This is a genomic window from Streptomyces gelaticus, from assembly GCF_014649535.1.
Lineage (GTDB): Bacteria > Actinomycetota > Actinomycetes > Streptomycetales > Streptomycetaceae > Streptomyces > Streptomyces gelaticus.
In genome coordinates, this window is sequence record NZ_BMTF01000011.1 from 176,573 (window position 1) to 197,507 (window position 20,935).

16 protein-coding genes are annotated in these 20,935 nt (G+C 71.7%); 6 read left to right on the forward strand and 10 right to left on the reverse strand.

Features of this window, described 5'->3' with window-relative positions:
• Positions 1 to 9: 9 nt before the first annotated feature.
• The 3 genes from IE107_RS18230 to IE107_RS18240 form a co-directional block, all read right to left on the reverse strand.
• Positions 10 to 306 carry a DUF4193 domain-containing protein gene (locus IE107_RS18230; RefSeq protein ID WP_003965732.1) on the reverse strand — a complete coding sequence of 99 codons (297 nt, stop codon included), beginning with the start codon at positions 304 to 306 and terminating at the stop codon, positions 10 to 12.
• 404 nt (positions 307 to 710) lie between these two features.
• Entirely contained in the window at positions 711 to 1,940 is a 1,230-nt protein-coding gene (locus tag IE107_RS18235) for a sensor histidine kinase (protein ID WP_189544852.1), read from the reverse strand.
• A 6-nt stretch (positions 1,941 to 1,946) separates the two neighbouring features.
• Positions 1,947 to 2,600 carry a response regulator transcription factor gene (locus tag IE107_RS18240; RefSeq protein ID WP_189544853.1) on the reverse strand — a complete coding sequence of 218 codons (654 nt, stop codon included), beginning with the start codon at positions 2,598 to 2,600 and terminating at the stop codon, positions 1,947 to 1,949.
• Between the two features lie 357 nt (positions 2,601 to 2,957).
• On the opposite strand from IE107_RS18240, the gene IE107_RS18245 reads away from it, so the two are divergent.
• A complete protein-coding gene (locus IE107_RS18245; protein WP_189544887.1) occupies positions 2,958 to 3,134 on the forward strand; it encodes a hypothetical protein in 177 nt (58 codons plus the stop codon).
• A gap of 72 nt (positions 3,135 to 3,206) precedes the next feature.
• On the opposite strand, the gene IE107_RS18250 is transcribed toward IE107_RS18245, so the two are convergent.
• The gene (locus IE107_RS18250; RefSeq protein ID WP_189544854.1) at positions 3,207 to 4,025 is read right to left on the reverse strand and encodes an inositol monophosphatase family protein; all 819 of its coding nucleotides are present in this window, start codon (positions 4,023 to 4,025) and stop codon (positions 3,207 to 3,209) included.
• Positions 4,026 to 4,061: 36 nt separating this feature from the next.
• Positions 4,062 to 5,189: a ferrochelatase gene (locus tag IE107_RS18255; protein ID WP_189544855.1), complete on the reverse strand. Its 1,128-nt coding sequence runs from the start codon at positions 5,187 to 5,189 to the stop codon at positions 4,062 to 4,064.
• Positions 5,190 to 5,336: 147 nt separating this feature from the next.
• Here IE107_RS18255 and IE107_RS18260 point away from each other — a divergent pair, with 147 nt between their 5' ends.
• Entirely contained in the window at positions 5,337 to 6,581 is a 1,245-nt protein-coding gene (locus IE107_RS18260) for an MFS transporter (RefSeq protein WP_189544856.1), read from the forward strand.
• A complete protein-coding gene (locus IE107_RS18265) occupies positions 6,541 to 7,860 on the forward strand; it encodes a D-arabinono-1,4-lactone oxidase (RefSeq protein WP_189544857.1) in 1,320 nt (439 codons plus the stop codon). The genes IE107_RS18260 and IE107_RS18265 overlap by 41 nt, the downstream gene beginning before the upstream one ends.
• A 49-nt stretch (positions 7,861 to 7,909) precedes the next feature.
• Here the strand turns inward: IE107_RS18265 and IE107_RS18270 are convergent, their stop codons facing one another.
• On the reverse strand, positions 7,910 to 8,941 hold the full coding sequence (locus tag IE107_RS18270; protein ID WP_189544858.1) for a hypothetical protein: 1,032 nt from the start codon (positions 8,939 to 8,941) through the stop codon (positions 7,910 to 7,912).
• 497 nt (positions 8,942 to 9,438) lie between these two features.
• Between IE107_RS18270 and sepH the strand changes: the two genes are divergently transcribed.
• Positions 9,439 to 10,506, forward strand: coding sequence for a septation protein SepH (gene sepH / locus IE107_RS18275; protein ID WP_189544859.1), 1,068 nt, complete (start codon positions 9,439 to 9,441; stop codon positions 10,504 to 10,506).
• A gap of 133 nt (positions 10,507 to 10,639) precedes the next feature.
• Here the strand turns inward: sepH and IE107_RS18280 are convergent, their stop codons facing one another.
• Entirely contained in the window at positions 10,640 to 11,467 is an 828-nt protein-coding gene (locus tag IE107_RS18280; RefSeq protein WP_189544860.1) for a sulfurtransferase, read from the reverse strand.
• Between the two features lie 233 nt (positions 11,468 to 11,700).
• On the opposite strand from IE107_RS18280, the gene IE107_RS18285 reads away from it, so the two are divergent.
• Positions 11,701 to 12,477, forward strand: coding sequence for a VOC family protein (locus IE107_RS18285; protein ID WP_189544861.1), 777 nt, complete (start codon positions 11,701 to 11,703; stop codon positions 12,475 to 12,477).
• On the opposite strand, the gene IE107_RS18290 is transcribed toward IE107_RS18285, so the two are convergent.
• Both IE107_RS18290 and IE107_RS18295 read right to left on the reverse strand, forming a co-directional pair.
• A complete protein-coding gene (locus IE107_RS18290; RefSeq protein ID WP_189544862.1) occupies positions 12,449 to 13,375 on the reverse strand; it encodes a PaaX family transcriptional regulator in 927 nt (308 codons plus the stop codon). The two genes, IE107_RS18285 and IE107_RS18290, sit on opposite strands and share 29 nt — an antisense overlap.
• Positions 13,376 to 13,661: 286 nt before the next feature.
• Positions 13,662 to 16,961 (reverse strand): right-handed parallel beta-helix repeat-containing protein, encoded by a 3,300-nt coding sequence (locus IE107_RS18295; RefSeq protein WP_189544886.1) that lies wholly within the window; start codon positions 16,959 to 16,961, stop codon positions 13,662 to 13,664.
• 214 nt (positions 16,962 to 17,175) lie between these two features.
• Here IE107_RS18295 and IE107_RS18300 point away from each other — a divergent pair, with 214 nt between their 5' ends.
• On the forward strand, positions 17,176 to 18,459 hold the full coding sequence (locus IE107_RS18300) for a S8 family serine peptidase (protein ID WP_189544863.1): 1,284 nt from the start codon (positions 17,176 to 17,178) through the stop codon (positions 18,457 to 18,459).
• A 155-nt stretch (positions 18,460 to 18,614) separates the two neighbouring features.
• On the opposite strand, the gene eccCb is transcribed toward IE107_RS18300, so the two are convergent.
• Positions 18,615 to 20,935: type VII secretion protein EccCb (gene eccCb / locus IE107_RS34990; RefSeq protein ID WP_229867058.1), on the reverse strand; the 2,321-nt coding region annotated here is incomplete at its 5' end.

Genomic DNA, 20,935 nt, shown 5'->3' on the forward strand with positions numbered 1-20,935 from the left:
CGGCGCGACCTAGTCGCAGTCGCGGCAGATCGGCTGGCCGTTCTTCTCGCGTGCGAGCTGGCTCCTGTGGTGCACGAGGAAGCAGCTCATGCACGTGAACTCGTCGGCCTGCTTGGGCAGGACCCTGACGGCCAGCTCCTCGTTGGACAGGTCTGCGCCGGGCAGCTCCAGCCCTTCGGCCGCGTCGAACTCGTCGACGTCGACGGCGGACGCCGTCTTGTCGCTCCGGCGGGCCTTGAGTTCTTCGAGGCTGTCCTGGTCGACGTCGTCATCGGTCTTGCGTGGGGTGTCGTAATCCGTTGCCATGTCGCTCTCCCCCTCTGGGTGTCTGCGGTGTCTCAGCGCACGTAACGCGTGAGAGGCCGGACTTGTGCCCGACCCGAGGCGGAGATTTTGCCTCACATCAAGGTCTGTTACTCAATCGACACCCAATAGGACCGCTCGGGAGCGGTCGGCTTGAGTGGCGATGGGGACCGTACACGGTCCCGGTGTCGCGCTTCACGGGCGCCACCCCGTGTACTTCCCGTGATATCGGGCCCCGAAAACCCCGACTTTTGCGGGTTTTCCGGTGGATCTCCTGGTCACGGAGCGTTGACGGTCCGAAAATCGCCCCTGTGATCGATCACACACGTACGATCCGGGAGCAGGTCCCGAAAATTCCGCTCAAAGCGAACGAACCAATTCGTCGGCGGATCACTCCGCCCGGCCGCTCAGAGCGGCAGTGAGACCCGCATCACAAGACCACCGCCCTCCCGGGGCTCCGCGATGATACGGCCGCCGTGTGCGCGCGCCACGGAGCGCGCGATCGACAGGCCGAGCCCGACCCCCTTGTCGCTGCCCGTTCGCTCCGTACGGAGCCGTCTGAAGGGCTCGAAGAGGTTGTCGATCTCGTACGCCGGCACCACTGGACCGGTGTTCGAGACCACCAGCAGGGCCTGGCCGCCCTGGAGCTCCGTGGTGACCTCCACCCAGCCCTGCTCCGGGACGTTGTAGCGCACGGCGTTCTGGACGAGATTCAGCGCGATCCGCTCCAGCAGGACGCCGTTGCCCTGGACGACTGCGGGGGCCCGCTCGCCGCGGATCTCCACACCGCGTTCCTCGGCCTCGCCACGCGTCTGGTCGATCGCGCGCGAGGCGACCTCCGCGAGGTCGACCGGTTTGCGCTCGACGATCTGGTTGTCGCTGCGGGCCAGCAGCAGCAGGCCCTCGACCAGCTGCTCGCTGCGCTCGTTGGTGGCCAGCAGGGTCTTGCCGAGCTGCTTCAGCTCCGGCGGGGCCTGGGGGTCGGACAGATGGACCTCCAGCAGCGTGCGGTTGATCGCGAGCGGCGTGCGCAGCTCGTGCGATGCGTTGCCGACGAACCGCTGCTGGGCGGTGAAGGCCCGCTCCAGGCGGTCGAGCATCTCGTCGAAGGTGTCTGCGAGCTCCTTCAGCTCGTCGTCCGGGCCGTCCAGCTCGATCCGGCGGGACAGGTCGGTTCCGGCCACCCGGCGGGCGGTGCGGGTGATCCGGCCCAGCGGCGAGAGCACGCGGCCGGCCATCGCGTAACCGAAGGCGAAGGCGATGACGCTCAGGCCTACCAGGGCGAGCAGCGACCGGTTGAGGAGCGTGTCGAGCGCCTGCTGCCGCTGGTGGTTGACGCAGGAGTTCATCGCCGCGTTGAAGGCCTCCGGTGACGCCTTCTCGGGCAGGTTGCAGACATCGCTGGTGACCTGCCCGTTGACGATCTTGAACGGCAGCTCGCTGCCCACGTGCAGGGCCTGCGCGGCCAGCATGTAGATGATCGACAGCAGCAGGATGCCGGCGATCAGGAACATGCCGCCGTAGAGCAGCGTGAGCCGTATCCGGATGGTCGGGCGCAGCCAGTAGGGAGGCTCCTGCTGTTTGGGCTCCCAGGTGGGCTTCGGGGGCGCCGTCGGCGGCGCGGGGACGGAGGGCATCGGCCGTCAGATCCGGTAGCCGGAACCGGGCACGGTGACGATCACCGGCGGCTCGCCGAGTTTCCGGCGCAGTGTCATGACGGTCACCCGGACGACGTTGGTGAACGGGTCGGTGTTCTCGTCCCAGGCCTTCTCCAGCAGCTGCTCGGCCGAGACGACCGCGCCCTCGCTGCGCATCAGGACCTCCAGCACGGCGAACTCCTTCGGCGCGAGCTGGACCTCCGTCTCGTTCCGGAAGACCTCGCGCCGGTTGGGGTCGAGCTTGATGCCGGCCCGCTCCAGGACGGGCGGCAGGGCCACCGTCGTACGCCGGCCGAGCGCCCGCACCCGGGCGGTGAGCTCGCTGAATGCGAACGGCTTGGGCAGGTAGTCGTCGGCGCCGAGCTCCAGGCCTTCGACCCGGTCACTGACGTCCCCGGACGCGGTGAGCATGAGCACCCGGGTGGGCATGCCCAGCTCGACGATGCGCCGGCATACGTCGTCGCCGTGCACCAGGGGGAGGTCCCGGTCGAGCACCACGACGTCGTAGTCGTTGACCTCGACGCGCTCCAGGGCCGCCGCACCGTCGTACACGACATCGACGGCCATGGCCTCCCGGCGCAATCCGGTGGCCACCGCATCGGCGAGCAGCTGCTCGTCCTCCACGACGAGTACGCGCACGGCGCTTTCCTTCCTTAGAAACTTCAGAGTGTGCAGAAGTGCCCACGGTCCGTGATCCGGACATCCGTCGGCACCGGTCTGTGCGGCTCCATCCTGCCCGCAACGCGCATAAACCGGCGGTAAGACGACGCTGCCCCACCTGGGGTTCAGCGGAATTCACCGGATTTTCCAGCCAGTTGAGGTTTCTCCCCTTCCCGGCCCGGGGAGGACGAATTCACACCCGCGATCACGCCTTGAATGTGGCGTGCCACAGGCCGCTCCGTCCCCGGAGAGTGCGTGATCACCCGCCCTACCGCCTCCGTGCGGAGGGAAACCCCGGGCACACCCCCGTGCCACCGACCCACGATGAGGGGGCGCATGATGGACGCTTTCACCGCAGGTCTGCTGCAGCGGATCAAGACCACCGAGCACGACCTCACGAGAGCCCGGGAGACGGGCGACGACTTCCTCGCGGATGTCGAGCAGAGCGAGCTGGAGGACCTTCACCGCCTCGCCGCCGAGCACGGCGTCGAGATCGGTGCCACCAGCGTCTGAGTACGCACATGTGAAGGGCCCCTGATGCCGTGACCGGCGCCGGGGGCCCTTCGCGCGTGCCGGGGACGGCCCTCAGTCGTGCCAGGCGCCGAACTCCTCCAGGAGGGCCTGCAGCGGCTCGAAGACGCCCGGCGCCGCGGCGATCGTCAGATCACCGTCGGCGGGCTGCCCGGGGCGCCCGCCGGTGTACGCACCCGCCTCGCGGGCGATCAGGTCGCCGGCCGCCAGGTCCCAGGGGTGGAGCCCGCGCTCGTAGTAGCCGTCGAGGCGGCCCGAGGCCACGTCGCAGAGGTCCACTGCGGCGGAGCCGCCGCGCCTGATGTCCCGGAGCCGTGGGATCAGCTTCTGGGCCACGTCCGCCTGGTGCGTGCGGACGTCGCTGACGTAGTTGAAACCGGTCGAGACGAGCGCCTGGTCGAGCGGCGGCGCCGGTCGGCAGCGCAGCGCGGTGCCCTCGCCGTACACGCCGCCCGTGGCGTACGCCCCGCCGCCGAGCACCGCCCGGTAGGTCTCGCGGCGCATCGGGGCCTCCACCACGCCCACGACCCGCACGCCGTCCCGTTCGGCGGCGATGGAGACGGCCCAGGTGGGCAGTCCGTACAGGTAGTTCACGGTGCCGTCGAGCGGGTCGATGACCCAGCGCACACCGCTGCTGCCCTCGGCGCTCGCCCCTTCCTCGCCGAGGAAGCCGTCCTGCGGGCGGCGTTCGCTCAGGAAGCCGGTGATCAGCTTCTCGGCGGCGAGGTCCATCTCGGTGACGACATCGATGGGGCTGGACTTGGTCGCGGCCACGCCCAGATCGGCCGGGCGGCCGTCACGGAGCAGCGCGCCCGCGCGGCCGGCGGCTTCCAGGGCGAGATCGAGCAGTTCGGACAGGTTCGGGTCGGTCACGGCTCTCCAGGTGTCTGTGGGCGTACGGCGGTGCGCTTACGCGTAGGGGCTGTCGGCACCCGCGGCAGCCTGCTTGGGGGCCCGTGCCGGGCAGCAGCCGGCCGGGCAGAGGTCGTGGCTCGGCCCGAGCGCGCCCAGCGCGCACCGCTCCCCGCCCTGTCCCCGCTCGGTGGCGGCGCGCTCCAGCACCAGTTCGCGCACGGCCGCGGCGAACCGCGGATCGGAGCCGACGGTCGCCGACCGGCGCACCGGCAGCCCGAGCTCGGCGGCCTTCGCGGTGGCCTCGGTGTCGAGGTCGTAGAGGACCTCCATGTGGTCCGAGACGAATCCGATGGGGGCCATCACCACGGCGGGCACCCCGTCCGCGTGCAGCGCCTGAAGGTGGTCGCAGATGTCGGGCTCCAGCCAGGGAATGTGCGGGGCGCCGCTGCGCGACTGGTAGACCAGCTGCCAGGGGTGGTCGACGCCGGTCTTCTCGCGCACCGCGTCGACGATCAGCCGGGCGACGTCGAGGTGCTCCGCGACATAGGCGCCGCCGTCGCCGTGCGCCTCCGCGGGACCGGAGGTGTCGGCGGCCGAGGTGGGGATGGAGTGCGTGGTGAAGGCGAGGTGCGCCCCGGCCCGCACGTCCTCGGGGAGATCGGCCAGGGAGGCGAGGACGCCGTCCACCATGGGCGTCACGAAGCCGGGGTGGTTGAAGTAGTGCCGCAGCTTGTCCACCCGGGGCACCGGCAGCCCCTCCGCCTCCAGTGCGGCCAGTGACTCGGCGAGGTTCTCGCGGTACTGCCGGCAGCCGGAGTAGGAGGCGTAGGCGCTGGTGGCGAGGACGGCGATGCGGCGGTGCCCGGCGGCGGTCATCTCACGCAGGGTTTCGGTGAGGTACGGCGCCCAGTTGCGGTTGCCCCAGTACACCGGCAGGTCCAGTCCGTGCGCGGCGAAGTCCTTGCGCAGGGCGTCCAGCAGGGCTCTGTTCTGGGCGTTGATCGGGCTGACACCGCCGAACAGGAAGTAGTGCTTGCCGACCTCCTTCAGCCGCTCCTCGGGGATGCCTCGGCCACGGGTCACGTTCGCCAGGAACGGAACCACGTCGTCCGGGCCTTCGGGACCGCCGAAGGAGAGCAGCAGCAGGGCGTCGTAGGGAGCGGGATCGCACAGATCGGACATGACACCGATCCTGCCACCCGCCTCGGACGGTCCTCCCACCGACGTCGGCTCCGGGCCCCCTGTCGGACCGTTCGCCCCGACCGTAAGCTGTACCGGTTACGTTCACGTATTACTGGCGCGTGCGATCACGCTGTTCCGGAGCCCTCCTTGCCCAGTCCCTACCGCGCGATATTCGCCGTCCCCGGCACCAAGGGGTTCTCGGCGGCCGGATTCCTCGGCCGGATGCCGCTGTCCATGATGGGCATCGGCGTCGTGACCATGATTTCCCAGCTCACCGGCCGCTACGGCCTCGCCGGCGCACTCTCGGCGACGCTCGCGATGTCGGCGGCGGTGATCGGACCGCTGATCTCCAGGCTCGTCGACCGGCACGGGCAGCGCCGCGTCCTGCGTCCCGCCACCCTCGTCGCGCTGGTGGCGGTGGCCGGACTCCTGATCTGCGCGCAGCAGCGGCTGCCCGACTGGACGCTCTTCGTCTTCGCGGCGGGCGCTGGCTGCGTGCCCAGCGTGGGTTCGATGATCCGGGCCCGCTGGGCGGAGATCTACCGCGGTTCGCCGCGCGAGCTGCACACCGCGTACTCGTGGGAGTCGATCGTCGACGAGGTGTGCTTCATCTTCGGGCCGATCATCTCGATCGGTCTGTCCACCGCCTGGTTCCCGGAGGCGGGGCCGCTGCTGGCCGCCGGCTTCCTGCTGGTCGGCGTCCTCTGGCTGACCGCTCAGCGGGCCACCGAGCCGGTTCCGCACCCGCGCCGGGAGCACACCGGCGGCTCCGCGCTGCGCTCCCGTGGTCTCCAGGTGCTCGTGGTGACCTTCGTGGCCACCGGTGCGATCTTCGGGTCCATCGACGTGGTGACGGTGGCCTTCGCCGAGGAGCGGGGCCACAAGGCCGCGGCGAGCCTCGTGCTGGCGGTGTACGCGCTGGGGTCCTGCCTGGCCGGAGCCGTCTTCGGCCTGCTCCGCCTCAGGGGAAAGGCGTCCACCCGGTGGCTGGTGGGCGTGTGCGCGATGGCCGTGAGTATGATCCCCCTCCAACTGGCCGGGAACCTGCCGTTCCTGGCCGTGGCGCTCTTTGTCGCGGGTCTCGCCATCGCACCGACGATGGTCAGCACCATGGCCCTCGTCGAACAGCACGTACCGCGCACCGAACTGACCGAGGGCATGACCTGGACCAGCACCGGGCTCGCCGTCGGGGTGGCGCTCGGCTCGTCGGCCGCCGGCTGGGTGGTCGACGCGTCGGGGGCCGAGGCGGGGTACGCGGTGCCCGTCGTGGCGGGAGCGCTCGCGGCCGCGGTGGCGTTCCTGGGGTATCGCCGGCTCAGCGTGCCGGTTCCGAGGGAAGGGCTCGCGGAAGATGACCCACACCGACGCACGGACGACGAACGAGTGGCGTAACTGGGCGGGGAATGTCACGGCCCGTCCGGTACGGGCCGTGTCCCCCGCCTCCGTTCCGGAGCTGGCCGAGGTGCTGCGCCGGGCGTCCGAGGACGGCCTGCGGGTGAAGCCGGTCGGCACCGGGCACTCCTTCACCGCGACGGCGGCCACCGACGGTGTGCTGATCCGCCCGGACCTGCTCACCGGCATCCGGAACATCGACCGCGAGGCGATGACGGTGACCGTCGAGGCCGGCACTCCGCTGAAGCGGCTGAACGCCGCTCTGGCCCGCGAGGGCCTCTCGCTCACCAATATGGGCGACATCATGGAACAGACGGTCGCGGGCGCCACCTCGACCGGCACCCACGGCACCGGCCGTGACTCGGCCTCCATATCCGCGCAGATCCGCGCCCTCGAACTGGTCACCGCCGACGGCACGGTGCTGACCTGTTCGGAGAAGGAGAACGCCGACGTCTTCGCCGTCGCCCGGATCGGGCTCGGGGCGCTGGGTGTCGTCACGGCGATCACCTTCGCCGTGGAGCCCCTCTTCCTGCTGACGGCCCGCGAGGAGCCGATGACCTTCGACCGGGTCATGAGCGGCTTCGACGAGCTGGTCGCCGAGAACGAGCACTTCGAGTTCTACTGGTTCCCGCACACCGGGAACACCAACACCAAGCGCAACAACCGCAGCGCGGGCCCCGCCGCCCCGCCCGGGAAGGTCAGCGGCTGGATCGAGGACGAGCTCCTCTCCAACGGGCTCTTCCAGGTGGCCTGTTCGCTCGGCCGGGCGGTCCCCGCCACCATTCCGTCGATCGCCAAGCTCTCCAGCCGCGCCCTGTCGGCCCGCACGTACACCGATATCCCGTACAAGGTCTACACCAGCCCGCGCCGGGTCCGCTTCGTGGAGATGGAGTACGCGGTGCCGCGCGAGGCCGCCGTGGAGGCGCTGCGCGAGGTGAAGGCGATGGTCGAGCGTTCGCCGCTGCGGATCAGCTTCCCGGTGGAGGTCCGTACCGCCCCCGCGGACGACATCGCTCTCTCCACGGCCTCGGGCCGCGAGAGCGCGTACATCGCCGTCCATCTCTACAAGGGCACGCCCTACCAGGCGTACTTCACGGCGGTCGAGCGCATCATGACCGCTCATGCCGGGCGCCCGCACTGGGGGAAGGTCAACACCCGCGACGCCGAGTACCTCGCCGGGGTGTACCCGCGGTTCGGCGAGTTCACCGCGGTACGCGACCGGCTGGACCCGGACCGGCTCTTCGGCAATGACTACCTGCGCCGGGTGCTGGGCGAGTAGCGCCCTTCGGCCCTGGGCGGCTCCGCGCGCCCGGGGCGCGCGGAGCCGTTCACCGTCCGGTGTCCGTGCCCGCCGTGGCGTCGCCCTGTGCCGGCGCCTCGCCACCGCCCGCGGGTGCCGTCCCGGCGGAGGCACCGTCGCCAGGGGCCACCGGGGACGGGCTCGTACGGTCACCGGTGCCGCCGGACGGTGTGGGGCTGGGCGTCGGATCGGCCGAGGAGCGGTCACCCCCGCCGGAGTCCGGATTCCGGCTCCCGCCGCCCTGCTGGTCCGTACCGGGCGTCGTGCCGTTCTCCCGCGGTGTCCCCTGACCGGGGTCGGTGCTCGTCGGCGGCGCCGGATCGTCCGACCCGGAACTCCGCTCCCCGCCGCGCACCACGGAGCCGACGGTCGTGCCCTGACCGCCGCTCAGGCCATTTCCGGAGATCAGCTCGTACGTGGTGATTCCGGCCATCGTGAGGACGAAGACCACGGCCGCCCCGAGTACCGACCGCTTCCAGCCGCGGACCCGGGTGCCGTGGGTGGTGGCTTCGGAGAACTCCTCGTGCGGGTCCGGCCGCCCGGTGGTGAGCAGTTGGGTCGCATCGAGCGGCCGCAGCATCCGCGTACGGTCCGGGTCGTCCGCCGGGTCTCGCGGCGCAGCACCGGCGTCCGCCCTGCGCAGCACGGTCGTGGCGTCCACGGCAGGCATCACCGTGGTGGCGTCCGCCGCTCCGTCGGGAGGGCCGGAGGGAGACCGGGAGGGCGTGGCGGCCGTCGGCCGACGCGCCTCCCTCCTCGCCGCACGTGCACCCTTCGTCTCACGCGTATGCACGGTCACCTCGCGGCCCGGGTGCTTCACCTGGACCGTGACCTCGCGGATCTGCTCCCCCGTGCGCCGGAAGAAGTGCTGGAAGACCGAGCCGCCACAGGTGGCGACGACGCTCATCACTCCGGCGCCGAGGACCGTTCCGTACACACCCAGCTGGGAGGCCGCCACCGCTGCCGCGACCGCCGCCACGGCACTGCCCGCCACCTGCGGCAGGCTCAGATCTATACGCCTTTCCTTGGGTTCTGTGTCACTTTCCGGCTTCTGCACCATTCTCAGCCCTTGATTGACATCTCTCCCACCATGCAACAGGAAGGGACATTTGAGCGAAGTGATTAGTTCCGCTTCGGGGGATTCTGTGAAGGAGGACACGCGGGAAGGGCGCACCACCCTCGTTCGAGTGACCCAACTCCCGCACCTCAGGAGAACTTCGACGGCGCGGCGGTCCACCCAGGTGGCCCGAATGGAGTACTGTGGCGAGCCCTGGGGCAGGACTCCCATACGGGTGTCCGGGATCTTCGGGAGGGGGCCGAAGGAGGCACTCGATCCGGCGGCGCCACGGCATCGCACGGGGGCTGGCTACATGAAGCGACCGGAGGTCACTTTATGTTGCAGAATAGGTCACCGTGTCATACCGGCGATCAAGGGCTCACGCCCGACACGCCGGGCAACACGGCAATGTTGTGGCAGGCTGCACCCGGGCAGGCCACACTCGACTAGCGGAAGCAGCGACGCACGTGACGTCGGCAGGCACCACCCGGGAGGTCCCCATGCCCGAACTGCGTGTCGTGGCCGTCTCCAACGACGGCACACGACTGGTGCTCAAGGCTGCGGACAGCACGGAGTACACGCTTCCCATCGACGAGCGGCTTCGAGCCGCCGTGCGCAACGACCGCGCACGGCTCGGCCAGATCGAGATCGAGGTGGAGAGCCACCTCCGCCCCCGCGACATCCAGGCGCGGATACGAGCCGGTGCCTCCGCGGAGGAGGTCGCCCAGTTCGCCGGGATCCCCGTCGACCGTGTCCGCCGCTTCGAGGGCCCTGTGCTCGCGGAGCGCGCCTTCATGGCGGAGCGGGCCCGGAAGACCCCCGTGCGCCGTCCCGGCGAGAACACCGGCCCCCAGCTCGGCGAGGCGGTGCAGGAGCGGCTGCTGCTGCGCGGCGCCGACAAGGAGACGGTCCAGTGGGACTCCTGGCGCCGGGACGACGGCACCTGGGAGGTCCTGCTGGTCTACCGGGTCGCGGGCGAGCCGCACTCGGCGAGCTGGACGTACGACCCGCCCCGCCGGCTGGTCCAGGCCGTGGACGACGAGGCGCGCTCGCTGATCGGCGAGACCGACGACGTCGCCGCGCCCGAGCCGAGCTTCCCGTTCGTGCCCCGGATCGCCCGCCTGCCGCGCGACCGGCCACTGGACCGCGCCCTGGACCGTCAGATGGAGCGGCCCACGGCCCCGCCGCCCCCGCCCGAGCCCGAGGAGCACATCGCATCGGTCTCGGCCGGGGAGCGCGATTCGCTGACCAGCTTGCTGGAGGCGGTGCCGAGCTTCCGCGGCGACATGGTGGTGCCGGAGCGCCCGGCGCCGCCCGAGCCCGCCGCGATCGAGCCCGCCGCCCAGGAACCGGAGGCCGACGAGTCGCCGGCCGCGGCAGCCTCCGCGGGCGCCGGTTCCGCCTATGCGGACGTGCTGATGCCACGCGCGGTGGCCGGCCATCGCGACCGGCTGACCGGTACGACGGACCGCCAGGCCGAGGCGGACGGCGTCCGGCCCGGCCGCCGGGCCGCCGTACCGACCTGGGACGAGATCGTCTTCGGTACGCGCCGCAAGAAGCAGGACTGAGCGGAGCGACCACAGGATGACGAGGGCCCGTACGTCACTGCGTGCGGGCCCTCGTGTCGTGCGCGTCCGCCGTGCCCGGCGTTTACGGGGCCGGGTACGGCGGCCCCGGTCCGTGCGGCCGGCGCGTGTCCCGTTACTGCGGCTCGGGCCCCTTGGCGACCGGGCGGGACTCGTCGGCGGACCACTCGGACCAGGAGCCCGCGTACAGCGCCGCGGGGATGCCCGCGACGGCCAGGGCCAGCACTTCATGGGCGCCGGAGACCCCGGAGCCGCAGTAGACGCCGGTCTCCCCCGCCCGGTCGGCGCCGAGCTCCTTGAAGCGCACCGCCAGCGCCCGAGCGGACAGGAACCGGCCGTCGTCCCCCGTGTTCTCGGAGGTCGGAGCCGAGACGGCGCCCGGGATGTGGCCGCCCACCCGGTCGATCGGCTCCACATCGCCCCGGTAGCGCTCGGCGGCCCGCGCGTCGAGCAGCAGTCCCGAGCGGGCCAGCGCCGCCGCCCCGTCCGCGTCCAGCAGCGGCAGCGCACCGGGCTCGGGCCGGAAATCGCCCTCGGCCGGGGCCGGGATCTCTTGCTGGAGCTCCCCCGGCCAGGTGGCGAGGCCGCCGTCCAGGACCCGGACGTCCGGGTGCCCCGTCCAGCGCAGCAGCCACCAGGCGCGTGCCGCCGCCCAGCCCTGGCCGCCGTCGTACACGACCACCGGGGTGTCCCGGGAGACACCGGCCCGGCGCATCACCGCCCCGAATTCCTCCGGATCGGGCAGTGGATGACGGCCGCCGCGGCCTGCCGGACCGGCGAGTTCCGCGTCCAGATCGACAAAGACCGCACCGGGAATGTGCCCGGCCTCGTAGTCGGGTCGCCCGTGCGGGCCACCCAGTTGCCAACGTACGTCGAGGAGCACCGGCGGACGTGGCCCCGCCGACTCGCTCGCGTATTCGGATGCGGTGATGATGGGCTTCATGGGTGCCATCCTCGCGCAGGAGTCACCCCACCCGTAACACCGCTCAAACGGGCGCACCGCATCGAATCGGCCTGCATTCGTCGAGATCCCGGAAGGTGCGGCGCGGCCGGAGCGCTTCGTGCGCCGGGTGGTGCAAACATCTGCACGGGGCGTACACATCCCGTACCGCGCGACGGCACGCCGGCCCCGTTCCCCCCGTACGGCCACCCCGATGGTCCGAGGAGAGAGTGACGATGACCGAGGCTGCCGCTCCGCGTACGCCCGGAACACCTTGCTGGGTGAGTCTGATCGTGCACGGACTGCGCTCGACCCAGCACTTCTACGCCGGCCTGTTCGGCTGGGAATTCGTGCCGGGTCCGGACCAGCTGGGTCCGTACGTCCGGGCGCTGGTCGACGGGAAGGTGGTGGCGGGCCTCGGCCAGCTGCCGCCCGACCGGCACCTGCCGGTCGCCTGGACGACGTATCTGGCCAGCGACGACGTGGATCTCACGGCGGAGACCATCCGGTCCTGCGGCGGCACGGTCGCCGTGGGGCCGCTCGACGCGGGCGAAGCGGGCCGGCTCGCCATCGCCTCCGACCCCAGCGGCGCGGTCTTCGGAGTCTGGCAGGCCGCCGAGCACGTCGGCACGGCGCTCGCCGGGGCTCCGGGCACCCCGGTCTGGAACGAACTGGTGACGCGTGAGACCTCGACGGTCTGCAAGTTCTACCAGACCGTTTTCGGCTACGAAGCGGAGGCGGTCGTCTCGGCCGACTTCGACTACCAGACCATGCGTCTGGAGGGCCGGCCGGTCGCCTCGCTGCACGGCGTCGGCCACGCGCTGCCGCGCGACCGGGGCCCGCACTGGATGACGTACTTCGAGGTCGCCGACACCGACGAGGCGGCCCGTCGCGTGGTGGAGCTCGGTGGATACATTCTGCGGCCGCCCCGGGAGGGGACGGGCGGCCGGGTGGCGACCGTGTCGGACCCGGAAGGCGCGGCGTTCACGATCGTCCGCTCGGACGCTCGCTGAGCCCTCCGGCGGGGTGTCGGCGTCCCCGGACCCGTTCCACATGCCGATGGGCGGGTCCGGCCAGCCGGGCGTGCATCTCGTCGAAGAGCTCCCGGGCGTGGGTTCCGCTCCATTCCCCGGGCAGCAGTTCACGCGCGACGCCGGGATCGAGGTAGACGAGGCGGCGCCAGTCGGTGAGGACCCCGATGTACGTCGTGAACGCCTGACGGTCCGTCACCGGGGCGCCGGTCGCGATCCGCTCGGCCATCGGACGGTGCGCGGCGAGGAAATCGACATACAGCCGCTGCAGCCGGTCGGTGTCCCACCAGGAACGGACCTTCGCGGCCAGTTCGTCGGCATCGCCGCCGCCGGCCGACAGGTAGTCGGCCCGGAAGAGGTCGGCGTACGCACGCAGCCCGTGCCTGGCCAGCATGGACTCCGCCTCGTCGTGCACATGGCCCGGAGCGATCCACACTCCGGCGGTCACGGAACCGAAGCCGAGCCGGGTGAGCTGGGTGCGCAGGGTGTGCCGCCTGGCGCGTTCGGACTCGGGCACCGAGAAGACGACCAGTACCCAGCCCTCGTCCACGGTGGCCCGCCGGGCCGCGAAGATGCGCGGATCGCCGTCGCGCAATATCCGCTCGGTCTCGGACGAGATCCGGTATCCGGCAGCTCCGGACACCGACCGGGCTTCCAGCAGTCCGGCCCGCTTCAACCGGGAGACGCAGGAACGTACGGTCGGCGCCTCGACGTCGAGGTCGGCGAGGAGCTGGATCAGTGAGGCCACCGACATCCAGCCGTCGGTGTCACGCGCGTACAGCCCGTAGACGGTCACGATCAGCTGCCTGGGCTGCACCTTGCCCAGCGGGCCCGCTCCGGACCCGGGCTCCTGCGCGCTCACCGTGTTCACGGACGTCATCCTAAGCAGCCGCGCACCACACCGACCGAGCGGCTCGGACGGAGGTGACGGGCAGCGTGCCCGGCGACAGCGCGCCGCGGGCATGCGCACTGGTCCTCCTGCGCTGGTGGTGGCGTCGGCGCAGCCCCTGACCGGCCTCGCCCGCACGCTGGTCGGCACGCGGCGCTGCGTACTCGCCCGCGGCGGGCGGTGCCGCCCGCGCCGCCCTCCTGCCCACCCGCACCGGCCGAAACCGCCCCTGCGGGCGCGCGCTGCGCCGACCGGCGTCGGCTGGCCTCGTTCGACCTCAGCGCGGGGAGAGGTCCTCGGGGAGGAGCAGCCGCAGGTCGTCCAGGCTCGGCACCGCGACGGTGCTCAGCCGTCCCGCCTGATGGGTCATCATCTGCTCCAGGGTCTGCCGGGCCAGCCGGGCGTTGCCGAACGTCTCCTCCCTGGGGATGCCGTCGAAGTGGTTCCGCAGGGCGCTGGCCGTGCCGGGTGCGCACTCGTAGCCGTTCTCGGCCGCGTGCATGCGGACGATGGTGACCAGTTCGTCCGAGGAGTAGTCGGGGAACTCGATACGCCGCGCGAAGCGTGAGTCCAGGCCCGGATTGGAGCCCAGGAACCGGTTCATCTCCGCGGTGTACCCGGCCACGATGACCACCACCTCGTCCCGGTGGTCCTCCATCAGCTTCAGCAGCGTCTCCACCGCCTCCTGGCCGAAGTCCGAGGAACCGGCTCCCGAGCGAGGCGTCAGGGTGTACGCCTCGTCGATGAACAGGACGCCTCCCAGAGCCCGTTCGAACACCTCTCGGGTCAGCTGCGCGGTGTGCCCGACATAGCGGCCCACCAGGTCCGCGCGTGAGACCTCGACGAGCTGGCCGCGGGGAAGTACGCCCAGGGAGGCCAGCAGCTCGCCGTAGAGCCGCGCCACCGTCGTCTTGCCGGTGCCGGGCGGGCCCGCGAAGACCAGATGGTTGCTGATCCGCGGCGCGGGCAGCCCGGCCTCCTTCCTCCGGCGCGCGGTGGCGAGCAGATTGACCAGGTTGCCCACCTCGCGCTTGACGGCCGCGAGGCCCACCAGGGCGTCCAGCCGCAGCAGCGGATCCTCGCCGCCCTGCCCGTCCCCCTGTGCACCGCCCTCCGGGACGCCCACGTCCTCCGCGGTCAGCACGGCCAGCTCCCGCTCGCCGGCCTCCGGCAGGGCGGCCAGCCGGGACGCCTGCCGGTCCACCATCTCCTCGAAGACCTTGCGGGCGGTACGGCCGTTGCCGAAGCCCGCGTCGCGGGGGATCCGCTCGAAGCGGGTGAGCAGTGCCGCCCGCGCCGCCGGATCCAGCTCGTAGTGGTGGCCGGTGCACATCCGCTCCACGATCGTGACCAGCTCGTCCGAGGTGTAGTCGCTGAACTCGACGCTGCGGGTGAAACGTGAGGCGAGACCCGGATTGGACGCCAGGAAGTCCGTCATCTCCTTCGGGTAACCAGCCGCCACCACCACCACCTCCTCGCGGTGGTCCTCCATCAGCTTCACCAGGGTGTCGATCGCCTCGCGGCCGAAGTCCGCGCCACTGCCGCCGCCGTCGGAGAGCAGGGTGTACGCCTCGTCGACGAAGAGCACTCCGCCCAGCGCCTTGTTGAAGGTCTCGGTGGTCTTGATGGCCGTTCCGCCGATGATCTGCGCCACCAGGTCGGCACGCGACACCTCCACCAGGTGCCCGGAGCGCAGCACGCCGAGCGAGGCGAGGATGGAGCCGTACAGCCGGGCGACGGTGGTCTTGCCGGTGCCGGGCGGGCCCGCGAAGACCAGGTGGCGGCTCATCGGCGGAGCGGGCATGCCGATGCTCGCCCTGCGCTGCGCCATCCGGTTGAGGTTGATCAGCGTCAGCACCTGCTGTTTGACCTCGTCCAGGCCGATCAGCGACTCCAGCTCGGCGACCGGGCCCGTACCGGAGGGGGTGTCGGCCGCCGGGGCCGCTCCGCCCGGCAGCCGCCCGTCGCCCGCCGCTTCCGCGTCCTGCGCGGTGCCCCAGGCGTCCGGGGCACCGTTGTCCGCACTGACCAGCCCCTCGACGGCGAGCCGGTCACCGGGCACCGTCTGGCGCAATCCGCTGCCCCGGTTGGCACGGACAGTGCAGCCGGTAACCGACACGGCGTCGGTGCCCTCCACCCGGATGCCGTCGGCGCCCGAACCGGTCACCTCGCAGCCGTTGAGGGAGGCGCGGGCGCCCGCGGACACCAGTACGCCGTACTCGGCGGCATCCGTCAGCACGGCACGCACGGCCGCCAGTTCGCCCTCGGCCGCGATGTGGATGCCCGCGCCACCGGACTCCTCCACCGCGGTGTCCCGCAGCGTGAGCGTGCCCAGCGCCCCGATGTGGATTCCGGCCCCGGCGGAGTTGCGCAGCCGGCCCTTGCCCACGAACAGGTTGCCGTGGCCCGAGACGTGGACCGCCGAGTCGCCCGACCGCTCGACGACGCTCTCCTCCAGCCGCCCCCTGCCGTCCTTGACGACCTCCACCCCGTGTGCGCCTGCCCCGGTGACCGTGGCCCGCAGCAGCAGCGGGTTGGCGCCGCTGCGGATCACGATTCCGGATCCGGCGCTGTCGCGCACCTCAAGGCGGTTGAACTCGGCGGCCGAATCCTCGTCGAGCAGCACGCCGATGCCCTTGGAGTCACGGACGACGGTATCCGTCAGCACCGGTGAGGAGAAGCCGGTGACCCGTACGGCGGGTTCGTCGGCGGTGGCGAACACGCACTCCTCGAACGTGCCGCGGCTGCGCTCGGTCACCAACAGGCCGTGCCCGCAGGTCCGTTCGGTGCTGCACCGGGTCAGCGTCGGTGAACTGCCGCCGCCCAGAACGAATCCGTGCCCGGTGGCATCGCTGACCGCGACGTCCTCCAGGACGACCAGTCCGGCGCTGTTCACGAACACGCCGACGACGGCCTTGCGGACCGTGCCGCGCACTATCCTGACCGAACTCTCCTCCTCGACGGCGACACCCGGCTTGCCGGTCGCCGATATCGCGCATTCCTCCAGGAGGACGTGTGCCTGCCCGTTGGTGAGAACACCGTTGCCCTTGGTGTCCCTGAGCCGGCTGAAGCGCGCGGTGATCCTGCCCCGCTCACCGGCCACCAGGGCCGATGTCCCGAGGTGTTCGACGACACAGTTCTCGAGGAAGCTCTCGGCCGAGGACGTGGACACCACACCGGCACCCACCGGGTTGCTGATCCGGCACTGCCGCAGCGCCAGCGACCCGCCGTCCCGCGCGAAGAGCGCCGACCAGGCCGAACCGTGGATGTCGCACCGGTCCATCGCGAGCTGCCCGCGAGGCGCGTCGACCACGGGCAGTTCATCGTCGTGCCCGCGCAGCACGAGGTCCCTGACCATCACCGCGTCCCTGGTGAGCGTCAGCGCCGTACCGCGCCGCGGCGCCAGCTCCACGGTCCCCTCGCCCTCGGCAGCGGTCAGGGTGATCGCGGCCGAGATCGTCACGCTCTCCTCGTACCGTCCTGGAGCGATCCTGACGACCGCTCCGGCACGGGCCCTTGCGACGGCCTCCCCGACGGTGCGGTGGTCGCCCGTCCCGTCTGCGGCGACGGTGAGCATCTGGCGTGACACGTTCTGACCTCCCGGACCCCTGCGCCGTAGGTACGGGGCGGAGGCGCGCGGCATGTAGGGCGTGGGAAACTGCTGTAGCCATCATGCCTGTTGCCGCAGGTCGCCCGCCATGGTGATCGGCGTTCCGGCGCCGCCGGAGCACCGGTTCGGGGCGATCCGGGGCAGGCACCGGTGGTGGGGGGAGCGTCGTTACCATCGGCGCATGCGATCTTCGAGGTCCTCGGTGTCCCGCGCGCTCGGACCGGCAGCACTGGCCGCCCTGCTCCTGATACCCGGCACCGCGGCTCCCGCCGGTGCGTCGGGAGCCGCGGACAGCCCCTCGTTGCCGGGAATGCCCACCACTGTCGCCGACGGCCGCCCGTGCACTGCGGGGTCCGCCAAGAAATCGGCCCAAGTCCCCTGGGCGCAGAGCTTCCTGGGCATCGACAGGGCCTGGGGGCTCAGCCGGGGAGCGGGGGTGAAGGTCGCCGTCATCGGTACCGGAGCGGATCTGCGCCGGGTGCCGGCGCTGGACGGCCGGGTCACCGGAGGCCCGGATGTGGTGGCGGGCGGCACGGTGCGGGACGACTGCGTCGGATACGGCACGTTCCTCGCCGGCATCGTCGCGGGCGGGCAGCAGCAGGGCCTCGAGGCGGCCGGGGTCGCCCCGGAGGCCGAGGTGATCGCGGTGCGGGCCACCGACAGACATGGCGCGACCACACCTCAGGCGCTGACCAAGGGGATCAGGGCGGCCACCCGAACCGGGGCTCGGATCGTCCTCGTGGCGCTGAGCGTCCCTTCCGCCCCGAAGGAACTGAAGGACGCCGTCCTCGCCGCACAGAAGGCCGGTGCGCTGGTGGTGGCGCCCGCCTCGGCGCGGGAGTGGGAGAGCGGGGCGGGGGGATCGCAGGCGGAGAAGGGACCCGCCTACCCGGCGGCGCTTCCCGGGGTACTCGCCGTCTCCTCGGTGGGGCCGGGCGGCAAGCCGGAAGCGCCGGGCACGGAGAAGGGGCGGCGTTCACAGCCGAGACTGAGCGCTCCCGGCGTCTCGGTGGTGGGGCCGGGCCCGGGTGGCCGCGGCCAGTTCACCGGCAGCGGTGACGCGGTGGCCGGCGCCTTCGTGGCGGGTACGGCAGCCCTGGTCCTCTCCTACCACCCCCGGCTGACCGCCGAGCAGGTCGCGCACCGGCTGGAGTCCACCGCGTACGGGGCCGTGGGTGAGACGCCGGACCCCGGCATCGGGCTGGGGATCGTGGATCCGGTGCGGGCGCTCTCCGCCGTACTTCCCGAGGAACGCCCACAGCCCCCGTCCGGAACGCGGCGGGCCTCGGCACCGGCCGTCCCGCCGCTCGACCCGCCGGAGGCGCGCAACCGGGCGCTGGCCGTGGCCGGCGGGGCGGCCGGGGTCGCGGTGCTCGTCGCCTTCCTCGCGTTCGTACTGCCCAGAGGGCGCCGCCGGGGATGGCGGGCGGGCCGGGCCGGGGGGCCGGTCACGGAAACGGGCTGAGCCATGACCGTCGGCCACGGCGCCTCGCCTTCCGATGGCCGCTCCCCCGGCTCGACCTGTGACGATCCGCTCCTCGGCACACCGGGCCGGAAGGCCCTCACCCCTTTCGAGAGCACTCGGTCCTGGGCCCCGTCACCGGCCTCCGTGGGAAACGCCTAGGGACTTTCGGGAGCCGGGTCGGGCAGCAGCGGGGTCTGCACCTGCACCACTCCCCTGCGCGTGATCAGCTGTGCCCGGCCCGGCGGCAGCTGCCTCGGCTTGGTGTCGTTGAACAGATATCCCTCCGAGGGCGGGCAGGAGAGCAGCGCGGCAGGCGTGTTGACTTCCAGCAGTCGGCGCAGCAGAGGATCGTTCATCGCCCGCGCCACGCCGTTGGCGCTGCGTGCCACGATCAGGTGCAGACCGAGCTCCGCGCCCTGGGCGAGGTAGTCGAGCAGCGGCCCGAAGTGGTTGCTCATGTTGCCGCCGGACACCATGTCGTAGTCGTCCACGACCAGGAAGACCCGCGGTCCGCTCCACCAGTCCCGCCGCTTCAGCTGGGCGGGCGAGATGTCCGCGCCGGGCAGGCGCTCCTTCATGGCCCGTGCGACGCCGTCAACCGCCTGCTTGAGTACGTCGACGGAGACGGCGTAGCCAAGCCGGTGCGACTCGGGGACGCTTTCCAGCAGCCCGCGCCGGTAGTCGATCAGCAGGACCCGCGCCTCGGCGGGGGTGTAGCGGTCGGTGACCGCCCGGCAGACCGAGCGCAGCAGGTTGGTCTTGCCGGTCTCCGCGTCTCCCACCACCACCAGGTGCGCCGTCTGTGCGAAGTCGTGCCACATGACGTCGAGTTGGTTGCCCTCCAGACCCAGCGGCAGGCGCAGATCGCCGTCCGCGCCGACCTGGGCGTCGGGCAGCTCGGTGGGTTCCAGGACCGACGGCAGGGTGCGGACCGCGGGTGCGGGCGGGCCCTGCCAGTGCCCGGCCACCTGTGCCACCGCGTCGGCGACGCCCGCCCCGAGGTCCGAGGCGCTGTCGGCGCCGTCCAGCCGGGGCAGAGCGGTGAGGAAGTGGTGCTTGGAGTCGGTCATGCCGCGGCCGGGCGACTTGGGAATGGTCGCGGCCGCCCGCATATTGATCATGGAGTCCATGCTGTCGCCGAGCCGGAGCTCGAAGCGGGTGCCGAGCTGGTCCCGCAGCGCGGTGGGGATCTCCGACCAGCGGCCGGCCGCCACGACGAGGTGCACACCGTAGTTGAGCCCCCGCGCCGCCAGGGCCGTGAAGGTGTCCATGATGTCCATGAAGTCCTGGCGGATCGTGCCCCAGCCGTCGACGACGAGGAACACATCGCCGTACGGCTCGTCCGGCAACTCACCGGCGGCCCGGCGGGCGCGCAGCGTCGCCATGGAGTCGATGCCCAGCTCGGCGAACTGCTTCTCGCGCCGGGCCACCAGCCCGTGCACCTCGGCCAGTGTGCGCTGCACCCGCTCCACGTCCAGCCGGCCCGTCACACCGCCCACATGCGGCAGGTCGCGGAGCGAACCGAGTGAACCTCCGCCGAAGTCCAGGCAGTAGAACTGGACTTCGCGCGGCGTGTGCGTGAGCGCGAGCGACATGATCAGGTCGCGCACGAGGGTGGACTTGCCGCTCTGCGGACCGCCCGCGATACCGACGTGCCCGCCCGCGCCGGAGAGCTCGGCGACCAGGGGTTCGCGGGTCTGGTCGAAGGGCCGGTCGATGATGCCCACCGGCACCGTCAGCGTGCCGTGCAGTTCGGGATCGATGGTGGTGAGACCCCGCTCGGCGTGCGGCTCCACGCCCATCAGCAGGATGTCCAGCGACAGCGGGCTGTCCAGCGGCGGCAGCCAGACCCGGTGCGCGGGCCTGCCGCCCTCCCGCATCCGGGACACGGCAAGCGCGAGCAGGGACTCCTCGCTCTCCTCCTCCGCCACCGGCTGCGGGGCCGGGTCGGGCGCGGGAAGCCGGGGCGCGGTCCACTCGGTGCGGTACGCGACGACCTGACCTGCGACGGCCGAAGCGCCGACCCTGCGGACGCCCCGGTAGGGGCCGGAGACGTACGCGGCCTTGAACCGGACCAGGGTCCCGGTGTCCTTCTTCAGGATGGCGCTGCCGGGCACGGAGGGCAGCTGGTAGGCATCCGGCACTCCCAAGACCCCACGGCTCTCCATCGAGGAGAACGTACGCAGTGCGATCCGGTACGACAGATGCGACTCCAGCTGGGTCATCCGGCCCTCGTCCAGCCGCTGCGAGGCGAGCAGCAGATGAACGCCCAGGCTGCGACCCAGCCGCCCCACCATCACGAACAGGTCCATGAAGTCGCGGTGTGCGGAGAGGAGCTCGCTGAACTCGTCGACCACCACGAAGAGCGTCGGCAGCGGCTCCAGGTCGGTCCCCGCGGCCCGCGCCGTCTCGTACTCGAACGCCGACGTGTAGTTCCCGGCGCTGCGCAGCAGCTCCTGTCGGCGCATCAGCTCAC

What these genes read in the sequence shown, in the direction of transcription:
- IE107_RS18230 (WP_003965732.1), bottom strand. Translation starts at nt 306, where the DNA reads ATGGCAACGGATTACGACACCCCACGCAAGACCGATGACGACGTCGAC.
- IE107_RS18235 (WP_189544852.1), bottom strand. Translation starts at nt 1,940, where the DNA reads ATGCCCTCCGTCCCCGCGCCGCCGACGGCGCCCCCGAAGCCCACCTGG.
- IE107_RS18245 (WP_189544887.1), top strand. Translation starts at nt 2,958, where the DNA reads ATGATGGACGCTTTCACCGCAGGTCTGCTGCAGCGGATCAAGACCACC.
- IE107_RS18255 (WP_189544855.1), bottom strand. Translation starts at nt 5,189, where the DNA reads ATGTCCGATCTGTGCGATCCCGCTCCCTACGACGCCCTGCTGCTGCTC.
- IE107_RS18265 (WP_189544857.1), top strand. Translation starts at nt 6,541, where the DNA reads ATGACCCACACCGACGCACGGACGACGAACGAGTGGCGTAACTGGGCG.
- IE107_RS18270 (WP_189544858.1), bottom strand. Translation starts at nt 8,941, where the DNA reads ATGGTGCAGAAGCCGGAAAGTGACACAGAACCCAAGGAAAGGCGTATA.
- sepH (WP_189544859.1), top strand. Translation starts at nt 9,439, where the DNA reads ATGCCCGAACTGCGTGTCGTGGCCGTCTCCAACGACGGCACACGACTG.
- IE107_RS18280 (WP_189544860.1), bottom strand. Translation starts at nt 11,467, where the DNA reads ATGAAGCCCATCATCACCGCATCCGAATACGCGAGCGAGTCGGCGGGG.
- IE107_RS18285 (WP_189544861.1), top strand. Translation starts at nt 11,701, where the DNA reads ATGACCGAGGCTGCCGCTCCGCGTACGCCCGGAACACCTTGCTGGGTG.
- IE107_RS18290 (WP_189544862.1), bottom strand. Translation starts at nt 13,375, where the DNA reads ATGACGTCCGTGAACACGGTGAGCGCGCAGGAGCCCGGGTCCGGAGCG.
- IE107_RS18295 (WP_189544886.1), bottom strand. Translation starts at nt 16,961, where the DNA reads ATGCTCACCGTCGCCGCAGACGGGACGGGCGACCACCGCACCGTCGGG.
- IE107_RS18300 (WP_189544863.1), top strand. Translation starts at nt 17,176, where the DNA reads ATGCGATCTTCGAGGTCCTCGGTGTCCCGCGCGCTCGGACCGGCAGCA.